Here is an 11,016-nt window from a genome sequence, read left to right on the forward strand (position 1 = left end):
TTGATCTCGACATCCAATCTCCTCCGAGAGTCCGCCTAGGTGCGCGCCTTGACCGTGCCCTCAGTGAACAACAGTCAACCTCATTGAGGGTGAGGAATATCGAGCGGACACTCAGCGACACATCTGAGGACCGATCAGGCCGGAGCCGCCGACATGTCGGCGCACAGCACGCCCCGGTTGCCCTCCGGGTCGGCGATGACGGTGAGGCCGGGCGCTTGGCTGTCGTCGACGACCTCGCCGCCTGCCGCGACGGCGGCGGCGATCCTCCCTTCGACCTCCTCGGGGGCCACGTAGACCTCGAGTTGGAAGCGCTGGCCGGCCCCACCCTCCGGGTCCACCTCCCCGAACCACAGGTTGGGGACGCGCACGTCGGCGTCGCGGATCTCGTCGCCCGGCGTCCCGCGCCCCTGCGACTGCGCGTCGCCGGTGAGCAGCGCGGCCCACACGGGCGCGACCTTCGCGGAGTCCGTGACGTCGAGCCCGAGCTCGACCTCGCTCACGCCGGCCGGGTCCGCGGTCAGCCCGAGCTCGGTGGCGATCTGCGTGATCCGGCGCGCGAGGTCGACGTCGCGCTGCGTCACCCACTCGATCCCGTGCAGCTGCGACCCGTCCTCGTCGCGGTAGACCGCGTCCTGGCTGACGACCTCGAGGTCGACGACACCCTCCCCGATGCGTACGCGCGGATGATGACCGAGGTCGTCGCCCCCTTCGCCGATGGCCGTGACGAACCGCACCGCCTCCCCGAAGCCGTCGACCCGATACCGCGCGTGCAGCCCCTGGGCGAGCTTGCGCCAGTCGGTGAGCCGCTCGGCAGCGATCTGATCTCCCCTGATCATGTCCATGGCGTCCACGCTAGCGGCGAAGGGGGTGCCGTTGCGGTCCGGAGACATCGGCCAGTGGCCGACGGGGTTGTCCCCGCTGCCCGCTCGGTCCGGGATGAGGGCGCCGCCGGACTTCGGCAGGACGGCACGCAGGCAGCGGTCGTCGGCGACGAGCATCGAGTTGCGGACATAGGTCGGGCCCGCCTGCCCGCCGCGCAGCGTGTCGCCGAAGAGCCACAGCCGCCGGCCGTCCTGCAGGAGTGCGTCGGCGCCGACGTCACCCCCGCGGAAGTCGTCGGTCCCGCGCAAGCCGGCGATCCGAGTGAGGTCGTCGACCGAGGTCACGGACCCGGAGGCGACGCAGTCCGCGGTCGCGGCGAGCGAGGCCAGGGGGCGGGGGTGGCCGCCTCGGCGCGGGGCACGACGACGGGGAGCGCGAGCATCGCTGCGGTGAGCGGCGCAACGACGCCGAGGACCCGCACCCTCCGACGACGGAGGCGGAGCCGATGACGAGGGTCCGGCGCAGCGCGCGCAGGTGGGTGCGGGACACCGGCCCGTCGCGCAGGCTCGTGCCCACCGCGAGGAGGAACCACAGGAGCAGGGCGAGGACGACGGCAAGGCGGGCGGCCCCAACTTCATAGTGAAGGGCCTATTTACGTTGAAGGGGGAGCAACTGAAGTAGGTCGGAGCCGCTCCCGAAGTTCTTCTAGGTCATTATCGCTAGGTGACCATTCATATGCGTCTTGGCCAGTAAAGTAGTGCACTTCTAGGGTCTCTTGTTCGCGGTTGAGATACAGTATTGATGCATTTGGTGCTTCTGGTTGGTCGCTCCGGTGCTTCAGCCAAGTGCCCTCAATGACTGTCGAAAGTACCTCGTCCGTCTTTAGGGTGATATTGCATTTCTTTGCGGGCGTTCGAACGTTATACCCGGTGACTATTACCTGCGTTACCATATTCGAATAGTGGCTCATCACAGATAGGCCGTCAAATGTGCCATTTCGTGTAACTTTGGGGTCGTCAAAGATTGTAGCCTTCAGGCGTTTGCCAATCTCTTCCCCGACTTTATACGTGACCTTCATTGTTGACTCCTATTGATAGCTTCTATTGAATACTTGCCCGAGTTTATTTTCGAATTTTGTTAGACCAACGCGCACGCGAATACGTGACACGGGCGCTGCCCGGTCTCCACCCAGAGCCGCGCGAGTTCCTTCACTGCTGGGTGACCGACCTCCCATCGAGCGAGGACGGCGTGGCCGTGTGGGAGACAGGCTCGGTCTTCTTTGTGGCCGGTCACAATCTGTTCAAGCAGGCACCTGCGCTGGGTCGCGCTCTTGCCCGGGCTGCGTCCGGCGGCGGTCTCAGGGGCGAGCTCACGCCCGAAGCGCGCCTCGGCGAAGCCCAGGACTAGTTGTACTCGGCCGTCAGGTTGGTGACACTCAGATGCGGCGCTGCGCCAGCTGGGGCGAATCACTTGACCCTTCAACGTGGGCGAAATGACCGGAACGGTTCGAAGACCTCTTCACGAGAACTGCGCGCAAGCTTGAACCATCACTCACGAGGACGCGCGCAGCCGCCGCTCCTCGCTCGGCGCGTGTGAACTTCATGGACGACAGACTAGGGCTGGATGTGGGTGCCTCGCCGCCCCTCACCGCCGGGACAGGTCGAGCACCTCATCGCCGGCGACGAAGCCGGCAGCCACGTAGGTATCCACTGCCCCACGGTTCGCGCTCTCGGTGGCCACCGCAGCGCTGGAGCAGCCCAGCTCCCGCAGCCTGAGCGCGGCGGCCCGGCAGATGTCCACGCCGTACCCCTTGCCCCGGTGGTCCGCGTGCACCCCCATCGGCTCGATCAGCCCGGGCCGACCCCGTCCCGCGGTCCAGACCCCAGCGACCGCCACGGCCGCGCCCGCCGGGTCGCGCCCGATCAGCAAGGCCACGCGCTCACCCAGCGGTCCATTGCGCATGGTGTCCAGCCAGTCGATGATCCGGGCGCGCTCCAAGGCTCCGTACTCGGTCCCCGTGAACGCGGACCAGTGCACCTCGCCCCAGCTCCCGTGCTCATCGTGCGGCACCTCCGAGACCTGCAGCCCGGACCCGCGCACGGCCTCCACCTCGACCGCCCCGGCCAGGTGATGACGAAGGGGAGTCCACACCTCATCGCGCCGCCACCCGTGGCGGACGAGGGCTTCGTCGAGCAGCGGCAGACCACGTGCCTCGACGTACGCCGCGCCTGCCGGCAGCACCCCCTTCGTCGGGTCCGTGATGTCGTCGGCCATCTGCCGTGCCAGCTGTGCGTCCTCGGCCGCGCCGGGGCGGACGGCCAGCCGCAGCAGGTCCGGGCCGTCGAGCAGACCGACGGCGACCAGCTCGCCACCGTCCTCCCAGACGCGCAGCGCCTGCGCGGTGGCCACAGGTCCGCGCATCGAGAACCAGCCGAGGTCGCCCGGGTGCAGCTGCACCGGTCCGTCGTCGAGCTGCCACGAGCCCAGGACCTCGGCGACATCGCGGAGCCGATCGGCGGGTGGGGCGATGACAAGGCTGTCCATGGCCACGAGTCAACCCGCTCTGTGGGGGCGCGTGCCAGCCGATTTTCGCCTCCCGGGGCTGAGGTGCGGCGGAGGGAGGCGTCAGGTGCGCACGGTTCGTGGACCGACGGTGCTCGCGCCCAGGGCGACCACCCGCTCTCTGAGGGCACGGTCGGCGGTCACCACGACGACCCGGCCGTCGTCAGCCGTGAGCTGCTCGGTCAGGCGGACGATCTCGTCGTCCCCGATGCCGGGGGAGTCCACCACCCGCACGGTCTCGGTGGACTCGATGCCGCGAGCCCTCCCTTCGACCACGAGCACGACGTCCGGGGTGACGTCGAGTCCGAGAGCGACCTGAAGGTCCGCCGGCGAGATCGCGTCCCGCAGACGCCGGGTCGCACCGGCGCGGTCGCGCCACCACCCGTCGGGGACGCTGCCGACACAGTTGGCCGCGTCGACGATCACCGTCACGGCGCGGCGCCCGACGGCTCCCGCTCCAGGTGGCTCCCACCCCAGTCGCACAGGGCTCGGACCACCGGCTCCAGCGTCCGACCGTACTCACTCACCGAGTAGGTGACGTGTGGCGGGACCGTGCCCGTGTCATGGCGCTCGATGATGCCGTCGGCCACGAGCTCGTGGAGGTGGCGGATGAGCATCCGCTCGCTGATGCCCGGGATCGCGCGCCGCAGCTCGCTGGTCCGCATCGGACGGTCGCCGAGGAGCCAGAGGATCGTGCCCTTCCACCGCCCCCGGATCACGCCGAGAGCCGTGTCGACGGGGCAGTGCTCGATCGTCTCGGGAGGGCGGGCCGGGCGGACGGGGGAGGGGGACATGGCACCACCCTAGTACTGACACGCAAGTAAGTACTGTCGTATCTGGCGCTATGGTGCTTCGATCGAGGCATGATGACGACGATTGCTGTCCTGTCCCTGGTCGTGACGGGTCTGCTGGTGGGCGTCGAGCTCTCCGTGGCGGCCTTCGTCGGTCCGATGCTCGACGGCCTGCCCGGCGATGCCGGCCTGCTCGGGCGGGCCCACGGCGGTCGCGTCCTCGGCCGCCTCATGCCGTGGTGGTACATGGCCTCCCTCGTCCTGATCGTGGCGGTCGCGGTGAGCGCACCCGGCGGTGCCGCGACCTGGGCGGCCGCACTCGGAGGCGCGCTGCTCGTGGTGAGCGTCGTGATGTCCCTCGCCCTGCTCGTCCCGATCAACAACCGCGGCAAGACCTGGACGCCGAGGACCGCACCGTCCGACTGGCGCGAGCAGGTGCAGCGCTGGGACCGGCTGCACCAGGTGCGCGTCGCGGTCATCACCGCCGGGTTCGCCTGCGTGGCGTTCGGCGTGGCCGTGCCCGGCTGATCCCGAGGCGACAGGACGAAGGGGGGCGGTCCCCCTTTCGTCAGGTGGTCGCGTGGAAATGTGGTCCGCATGACTCCCTGCCACCTGCACATCACCGGGGCCAGTGGGTCCGGCACGACCACCCTGGGCCGGGCGCTCGCGAGCGCGTGGGCGGTGCCGCACGCCGACACCGACGACTACTTCTGGGTGCCGACGACCCCGCCGTACACGACGAAGCGTGAGGAGCCGGAGCGGGTGCGGCTCATGCGCGACCTCTTCGTGGGCCGCGATGCCTGGGTGCTCTCGGGCACGCTCATGGGGTGGGGCGACGAGCTCGTCGAGCACTTCGACGCCGTGGTCTTCCTCTCCGCCCCGCACGAGGAGCGGATGGATCGCCTGCACGCCCGCGAGGTGCTGCGCTACGGCGAGACGATCCGCCCCGGCGGGGAGCGGGAGGGTGCGTACCGCGACTTCATGGACTGGGCGGGTGGTTACGAGGACCCGGACTTCGACGGTCGCAACCGCGCCCAGCACGAGCAGTGGCTCGCGGACCTGCCCTGCCCGGTGGTGCGCCTCGACAGCACGTGGCCGGTGGCTGAGCTCGTCGACGAGCTCACGCGGGCCTGACCCGCTCCCTCTGGCCGAGCCGGCCGGTCCACGTCGCTCGCTGCAGGGCCGTCAGGCGAGGGCGAGGAAGAGCTTCTCCATCGCGGCGCGGTCGTCCTCGTTGACGCCGCCGGGCGCGGACAGGCACTCCTGCAGGCCGGAGGAGACGATGGCGAAGCCGGCGCGATCGAGCGCCTTGCTCGCCGCGGCCAGCTGGGTCACGACGTCCTTGCAGTCACGCCCCTCCTCGATGAGCCGGATCACTCCGCTGATCTGGCCTTGGGCGCGGCGGAGTCGGTTGATGACCGGGCCCATGTCTTCCATGTCCAACGTGACCATGTCTCTCTCCTCGTGATCCGGTGCGTCAGCCGACGCGGGTGGACAGCGCTGCCAGGGCGGCCTCGAGCCGGGTGCGTGCCTCGGCGGCGACAACCTCCAGCTGCTCATTGTCCGTCACGCCGACCATCATGTCGGGGTCGACCGCCTCGACGACGGTGCGGCGCTCGCCCGTGGAGCGCACGACGACGTTGCACGGGAGCAGCAGCCCGATCGAGGGCTCGATGCCGACCGCCCGCTCGGCCAGCTGGGGCCGGCAGGCCCCGAGGATCACGTGCGGCTCGATGTCTGCGCCGACCTTGGCCTTGAGCGTCGCGGCCAGGTCGATCTCGGTGAGGACGCCGAAGCCCTGCTCGGACAGCGCGTCCCGGGTGACAGCCAGCGTCTCGTCGAAGGACGCGTCCACCGTCGTGGTCATGGCGTACTGCATGTCGATCTCCCTTCGTCAGGCGATCTCTCCGACCGCGTGTTGCACTATACCCCCGGGGGTATTAACTTGTCATCCATGGAACCGACGATCATGACCATCGAGACCCCGAGCCTGGGGGACCGTTCGTACCTCGCGCACGACGGCGACGTGGCCCTCGTCGTCGACCCCCAGCGCGACATCGACCGGGTCCTCGAGGTGGCCGACGAGGCCGGCGTGCGGATCACCGACGTCTTCGAGACCCACCTGCACAACGACTACGTGACCGGCGGCCTCGCACTGGCCCGCCGCCTCGGCGCGCGTTACCACGTCAACGCCGCCGACGAGGTCTCCTTCGACCGCGCACAGATCCGTGACGGCGACGTCGTCGAGGTCTCCGACACGATGCGCGTGCGCGCCATCGCCACCCCCGGCCACACCTTCACCCACCTGTCCTACGCGCTGGAGACCGGCGCCGGCGACCAGACCACGACCACGGCCGTCTTCAGCGGAGGGTCGCTGCTCTTCGGGGCCACGGGCCGACCGGACCTTCTCGGCGAGGAGCACACGAGCGCCCTCGTCCACCACCAGTACGCCTCCATCCACCGTCTGGCGGACGAGCTGCCGGAGCAGGCCGACGTGCTGCCGACCCACGGGTTCGGCTCCTTCTGCTCTGCCGGATCCACCGGCGGCGCCACGGAGTCGACCATCGGCCGGGAACGTCGGGTCAACCCGGCACTCACGCAGGACGAGGAGCAGTGGGTCGCCGACACGCTCGCCGGTCTCGATGCCTACCCCGCGTACTACGTCCACATGAACCCGGCCAACGCCTCCGGACCCACCGAGGCCGATCTGCGGGCCCCCGAGCGAGCCGACAAGCAGACCCTGGCCGGTCGCATCGACGCCGGCGAGTGGGTCGTCGACCTGCGCACCCGGACCGCCTTCGCCGCCGGGCACGTGACCGGCACGCTCAACTTCGGTCTCGACGGGCAGTTCTCGACCTATCTCGGCTGGCTCATCCCGTGGGACGCGTCCTTGACCCTGCTCGGCGAGACCTCCGAGGAGGTGGCCGAGGCTCAGCGCGAGATGACGCGTATCGGCTTCGACCGGCTTGCCGGCGCCGCCACCGGTGGCCCCGCCGACTGGACCGATCGTCCCCTCGGCACCCTGGAACGGGCGAACTTCGCGGACCTGTCCCAGGTGCGCCACCACCGCTCTGTGCACGTGCTCGACGTGCGGCTCGCCGGCGAGCACGCCGACGGTCACATCGAGGGCGCGCAGAACGTCCCGATCGGCGCGGTGCTCGACCGGCTCGACGAGATCCCCGAGCGCGAGCTGTGGGTCCACTGCGCGAGCGGCTACCGCGCCTCGATCGCGGCCTCCGTCCTCGCCGCCCGCGGACGCCTGGTCGTGGTCGTCGACGACGACTTCGACAACGCGGCCCCCGCCGGCCTGCCCATGACCACCCCTGCCTGACCCCCCTTCCCCATCCCACACGAGGAGACCACCATGTGCCGTCAGACCACCTGCCGCCAGTGCGGCAAGACCACCTGGGCCGGCTGCGGCCAGCACGTCGACCAGGTGATGCGGGGCGTGCCCGGCAGCCAGCGCTGCCCCGGCCACCCCACCCCGGCGAAGGGGGCCCGAGCCGCCCGCACCTCGCCGAACCTGCTCTCCCGCCTCATCGGGCGCGGCTGAGTCACCCAGACGCCGTCGGCGGTGGGTGCGCCCTGCCCCGCCCCCGACGGTCCTACCCCGAAGCCCCCACGTGCCCCTTGCAGTCATCCCCCTCGCTCTGGCCATCGGCCTCGCCCTTGGCGCCCTCGGCGGCGGCGGGTCCATCCTTGCCGTCCCCGCCCTCGTGCACGTCCTGGGGCAGGACCCCGTCACCGCGACGACCAGCTCGCTGATCATCGTCGGCATCACCTCCTTGCTCTCCCTGCCGGACCACCACCGCGGCGGGCGGGTGCGGTTCGGGCAGGGACTGACCTTCGGCCTCCTCGGCACGGCCGGGTCCGTCGCGGGGTCGGCAGCGTCGCGGCTGGTCCCGCCGGAGCTGCTGATGACCGTCTTCGCCGCCCTCATGGTCGTGGTCGGCACCCTCATGCTCCGTCGCAGCCGTCGCGGCTCCGTCGCCGGGGCCGAGGGCGACCCCGACGAGCCGATCCTCACCCTCCACCCCCTGACCTGTGCCTGCCCGCGCCTGCTGAAGCTGCTGACCGCGGCCACGCTCGTCGGGCTGCTCACCGGCTTCCTCGGGGTCGGCGGCGGCTTCGTGCTCGTCCCGGTCCTCGTCCTGGTCCTCGGCTTCACGATGCCCGTGGCCGTCGGCACCTCGCTGCTCGTCATCGCCGTCAACAGCGCCACGGCGTTCGCGGCCCGGGCGCAGCAGGGCGTCGGAGACCTCGACTGGCCGCTGGTCCTCGGCTTCGCCGGCGTCGCGGTCGTGGGCAGCCTCATCGGCAGCCGCATCGCCGACCGGCTCCCGGCCCGGGCGCTGTCGCAGGCCTTCGCGGTCCTCGTGCTCGTCATCGCCACCTTCACCGCCGTGCACTCCGTGCCGGCCCTCCTCACCTGACCCACCTCCTCCCGTAAGGACACCCATGACCACCAGCACCACCACCCGACCCGCCACCCTCGACGCCGAGCAGGTGCGTGCGTGGATGGCCGGATCCGCCGGGCCGCGCATCGTCGACGTCCGCACACCGGGCGAGTTCGCCGACGTGCACGTCCCCGGCTCCTACAACGTGCCGCTGGAGCTCCTCGAGGAGCACGGCCGCGAGCTCGCCGAGCACCTCGACGAGGACGTCGTCCTCGTCTGCCGCTCCGGGGCACGTGCCCGTCGTGCGGAGGGCGCCCTGGCCGAGGCCGGCCTGCCCAACCTGCACGTGCTCGACGGCGGCATCACCGCCTGGGAGAGCGCCGGCGGCGACGTCGTCCGCGGCGAGGGGACGTGGGACCTCGAGCGCCAGGTGCGCCTCGTGGCGGGCTCGATCGTCCTCACCGGCGTGCTCGTGAGCACCGTCCTGCCCCCGGCGAAGTGGTTCGCGGCCGGGATCGGCGCCGGCCTGACCGGCGCTGCCCTGACCGACACCTGCGCGATGGGGGTGCTGCTGTCCAAGCTGCCCCACAACCGCCGCGACATGCCCGACCCCGAGACCATCTTCGCGCAGCTGCGCGCCGACCGCGCCTGACCTCCCCAACCTCAGAAGGAGACCACCCGATGATCCTCACGCAGTACTACCTCAGCTGCCTCTCGCACGGCTCGTACCTCATCGCCGACGAGGGCACCCGCAAGGCCGTCGTCGTCGACCCGCGACGGGACATCAGCGACTACCTCACCGACGTGCAGGAGCACGAGCTCGACATCGTCGGCGTCATCAACACCCACGTGCACGCCGACTTCGTCGCGGGCCACCTCGAGCTGGCGGCCGCGACCGACGCGTGGATCGGCTACGGGCCGACCGCCGCCGAGCGGGCCGAGTTCGAGGTGCGTACCCTCGCGCAGGGCGACCGCATCGAGCTGGGCGACGAGGTGACGCTCGAGATCCTCGAGACGCCAGGCCACACCTGGGAGTCGATCAGTGTCCTCGTGCTCGAGCAGGGCAGCCCCCACGCGGTGCTCACCGGTGACTCGCTCTTCGTCGGCGGCGTCGGCCGACCCGACCTCGTCGTCTCCGACGGGTCGACGCCGCAGTCCTTGGCGGAGGCCATGTACAGCACCCTGCACGACGTGCTCCTGACGCTGCCCGACGCGACGAAGGTCATGCCTGCCCACGGTGCCGGCTCCTCTTGCGGCCGCGGTCTGTCCGACGAGCTCGAGTCGAACATCGGGGCCCAGCGGGCGACCAACCCCTTCGCCGCGCCGATGCCGGTGGCCGAGTTCGTCGGCATGGTCAGCACCGGCCAGCCGTCGGCGCCGCCGTACTTCCAGGTCGATGCGGCTCTCAACCTGCGCATGCGCGAGCTCCTCGACCCGGACGAGGCCGTCGTCCCCTTCACGCCCGCCGAGGTGCGTGCCGCGATGGCGGGCGGGGCTGTCGTCGTCGACACCCGCTCCCCGGAGGACTTCGCCACCGGCCACCTCGTGGGCGCGGTCAACGTGGGATTGGACGGACGCTTCGCCGAGACGGCCGGGATGGTCCTCGACCACGGTGACGAGATCCTCGTCCTCGCCGAGCCCGGCCGGCACGAGGAGGCGGCGCTCCGGCTCGCACGCATCGGCTTCGACTCCGTCGTCGGTCACGTGGCAGGGGGCCGGGCCGTCCTCGCGCAGCTGCCCGACCTCGTCGACTCGGCCGCGCGCTTGGACGTCGCCCACTGGGACGACCTCGCCGACGGGACTGTCGTGCTCGACGTGCGCAACGCCGGTGAGCGCGAGGGCGACCAGGTCATCCCCGGCGCGGTCCACATCCCGCTGGCCGAGCTCACCCGACGCCACGACGAGCTGCCCTCGAGCCGGCCGGTGCTGGTGCACTGCGCCGGAGGATGGCGCTCGTCGGTCGCGGCCAGCCTGCTGCGCTCGCGGGGACATGACCGCGTGACCGACCTCGTCGGGGGCTACGACGCGTGGGCTGCCCGGGAGGTCGCCGCCACCCGGTGAGCGCCGCGACGGTGGGCGAGGGCCCGGCTCGGGTGCACGATGGGCAGATGGACGCGCGCACTGCCCTCGAGGTCGAGCGAAGGGAGACCCTCGCCCGCCTCGCGACGCTCACCGGGGACTTCGCAGCCATCGTCGAGGCGAGCGAAGGGAGCAACGCCGACGACGAGCACGACCCGGAGGGGTCGACGATCGCCTTCGAGCGCTCGCAGGTCGACGCCTTGGTCCGGCAGGCCCGCGCCCACCTCGAGGAGGTCGACGCGGCCCTGGCGCGGATCTCTGGCGGCACCTACGGCACGTGCGAGCGGTGCGGTCGCCCCATCGCGGCCGGCCGGCTCGAGGCGCGCCCGACGGCTCGCCGGTGCATCGAGTGCGCCGGGCGCTGA

Annotated in this window: 14 protein-coding genes; 8 read left to right on the forward strand and 6 right to left on the reverse strand. The window is 71.0% G+C overall.

Translation table 11 applies throughout. From position 1 onward, the window contains the following. Window positions 1-134 precede the first annotated feature (134 nt). From JAN01S_RS11185 to JAN01S_RS11200, 4 genes are all read right to left on the reverse strand, one after another. Complete coding sequence (locus JAN01S_RS11185) at window positions 135-1,166, reverse strand: 4a-hydroxytetrahydrobiopterin dehydratase (RefSeq protein WP_306305663.1); 1,032 nt, start codon at window positions 1,164-1,166, stop codon at window positions 135-137. Window positions 1,167-2,466: 1,300 nt separating this feature from the next. Continuing rightward, on the reverse strand, window positions 2,467-3,366 hold the full coding sequence (locus JAN01S_RS11190) for a GNAT family N-acetyltransferase (RefSeq protein WP_068318141.1): 900 nt from the start codon (window positions 3,364-3,366) through the stop codon (window positions 2,467-2,469). An 81-nt stretch (window positions 3,367-3,447) separates the two neighbouring features. Continuing rightward, complete coding sequence (locus JAN01S_RS11195; RefSeq protein WP_068318144.1) at window positions 3,448-3,816, reverse strand: PIN domain-containing protein; 369 nt, start codon at window positions 3,814-3,816, stop codon at window positions 3,448-3,450. Beyond that, window positions 3,813-4,178: a winged helix-turn-helix transcriptional regulator gene (locus tag JAN01S_RS11200; RefSeq protein WP_068318146.1), complete on the reverse strand. Its 366-nt coding sequence runs from the start codon at window positions 4,176-4,178 to the stop codon at window positions 3,813-3,815. The genes JAN01S_RS11195 and JAN01S_RS11200 overlap by 4 nt, the downstream gene beginning before the upstream one ends. Window positions 4,179-4,250: 72 nt before the next feature. Between JAN01S_RS11200 and JAN01S_RS11205 the strand changes: the two genes are divergently transcribed. Together JAN01S_RS11205 and JAN01S_RS11210 are read left to right on the forward strand one after the other, a co-directional pair. Beyond that, a complete protein-coding gene (locus tag JAN01S_RS11205) occupies window positions 4,251-4,703 on the forward strand; it encodes an anthrone oxygenase family protein (RefSeq protein WP_244884825.1) in 453 nt (150 codons plus the stop codon). A gap of 69 nt (window positions 4,704-4,772) precedes the next feature. After that, window positions 4,773-5,309, forward strand: coding sequence for an ATP-binding protein (locus tag JAN01S_RS11210; RefSeq protein WP_068318151.1), 537 nt, complete (start codon window positions 4,773-4,775; stop codon window positions 5,307-5,309). Between the two features lie 51 nt (window positions 5,310-5,360). On the opposite strand, the gene JAN01S_RS11215 is transcribed toward JAN01S_RS11210, so the two are convergent. Further along, the gene (locus JAN01S_RS11215; protein WP_068318155.1) at window positions 5,361-5,627 is read right to left on the reverse strand and encodes a metal-sensitive transcriptional regulator; all 267 of its coding nucleotides are present in this window, start codon (window positions 5,625-5,627) and stop codon (window positions 5,361-5,363) included. Window positions 5,628-5,652: 25 nt separating this feature from the next. Further along, entirely contained in the window at window positions 5,653-6,054 is a 402-nt protein-coding gene (locus JAN01S_RS11220) for a DUF302 domain-containing protein (RefSeq protein ID WP_068318157.1), read from the reverse strand. Window positions 6,055-6,129: 75 nt separating this feature from the next. On the opposite strand from JAN01S_RS11220, the gene JAN01S_RS11225 reads away from it, so the two are divergent. The 6 genes from JAN01S_RS11225 to JAN01S_RS11250 all read left to right on the forward strand — a co-directional run bounded on the left by JAN01S_RS11225 (window position 6,130) and on the right by JAN01S_RS11250 (window position 11,016). After that, on the forward strand, window positions 6,130-7,506 hold the full coding sequence (locus JAN01S_RS11225; RefSeq protein WP_218000028.1) for an MBL fold metallo-hydrolase: 1,377 nt from the start codon (window positions 6,130-6,132) through the stop codon (window positions 7,504-7,506). Window positions 7,507-7,539: 33 nt separating this feature from the next. Continuing rightward, entirely contained in the window at window positions 7,540-7,728 is a 189-nt protein-coding gene (locus tag JAN01S_RS11230; protein ID WP_068318160.1) for a DUF8730 family Cys-rich protein, read from the forward strand. A gap of 70 nt (window positions 7,729-7,798) precedes the next feature. Then, on the forward strand, window positions 7,799-8,608 hold the full coding sequence (locus JAN01S_RS11235) for a sulfite exporter TauE/SafE family protein (RefSeq protein ID WP_068318163.1): 810 nt from the start codon (window positions 7,799-7,801) through the stop codon (window positions 8,606-8,608). Window positions 8,609-8,633: 25 nt separating this feature from the next. Beyond that, window positions 8,634-9,224 carry a rhodanese-like domain-containing protein gene (locus JAN01S_RS11240; protein WP_068318166.1) on the forward strand — a complete coding sequence of 197 codons (591 nt, stop codon included), beginning with the start codon at window positions 8,634-8,636 and terminating at the stop codon, window positions 9,222-9,224. Window positions 9,225-9,253: 29 nt separating this feature from the next. Beyond that, entirely contained in the window at window positions 9,254-10,633 is a 1,380-nt protein-coding gene (locus JAN01S_RS11245; RefSeq protein WP_068318169.1) for an MBL fold metallo-hydrolase, read from the forward strand. A gap of 47 nt (window positions 10,634-10,680) precedes the next feature. Beyond that, the gene (locus tag JAN01S_RS11250) at window positions 10,681-11,016 is read left to right on the forward strand and encodes a TraR/DksA family transcriptional regulator (protein ID WP_068318172.1); all 336 of its coding nucleotides are present in this window, start codon (window positions 10,681-10,683) and stop codon (window positions 11,014-11,016) included.

The sequence above is a fragment of the Janibacter anophelis NBRC 107843 genome, assembly GCF_001570945.1.
Taxonomy (GTDB): domain Bacteria; phylum Actinomycetota; class Actinomycetes; order Actinomycetales; family Dermatophilaceae; genus Janibacter; species Janibacter anophelis.

Coding starts and splice junctions, on each gene's coding strand:
- JAN01S_RS11190 (WP_068318141.1), bottom strand. CDS start 3,366: ATGGACAGCCTTGTCATCGCCCCACCCGCCGATCGGCTCCGCGATGTC.
- JAN01S_RS11200 (WP_068318146.1), bottom strand. CDS start 4,178: ATGTCCCCCTCCCCCGTCCGCCCGGCCCGCCCTCCCGAGACGATCGAG.
- JAN01S_RS11205 (WP_244884825.1), top strand. CDS start 4,251: ATGACGACGATTGCTGTCCTGTCCCTGGTCGTGACGGGTCTGCTGGTG.
- JAN01S_RS11210 (WP_068318151.1), top strand. CDS start 4,773: ATGACTCCCTGCCACCTGCACATCACCGGGGCCAGTGGGTCCGGCACG.
- JAN01S_RS11215 (WP_068318155.1), bottom strand. CDS start 5,627: ATGGTCACGTTGGACATGGAAGACATGGGCCCGGTCATCAACCGACTC.
- JAN01S_RS11220 (WP_068318157.1), bottom strand. CDS start 6,054: ATGCAGTACGCCATGACCACGACGGTGGACGCGTCCTTCGACGAGACG.
- JAN01S_RS11225 (WP_218000028.1), top strand. CDS start 6,130: ATGGAACCGACGATCATGACCATCGAGACCCCGAGCCTGGGGGACCGT.
- JAN01S_RS11230 (WP_068318160.1), top strand. CDS start 7,540: ATGTGCCGTCAGACCACCTGCCGCCAGTGCGGCAAGACCACCTGGGCC.
- JAN01S_RS11240 (WP_068318166.1), top strand. CDS start 8,634: ATGACCACCAGCACCACCACCCGACCCGCCACCCTCGACGCCGAGCAG.
- JAN01S_RS11245 (WP_068318169.1), top strand. CDS start 9,254: ATGATCCTCACGCAGTACTACCTCAGCTGCCTCTCGCACGGCTCGTAC.
- JAN01S_RS11250 (WP_068318172.1), top strand. CDS start 10,681: ATGGACGCGCGCACTGCCCTCGAGGTCGAGCGAAGGGAGACCCTCGCC.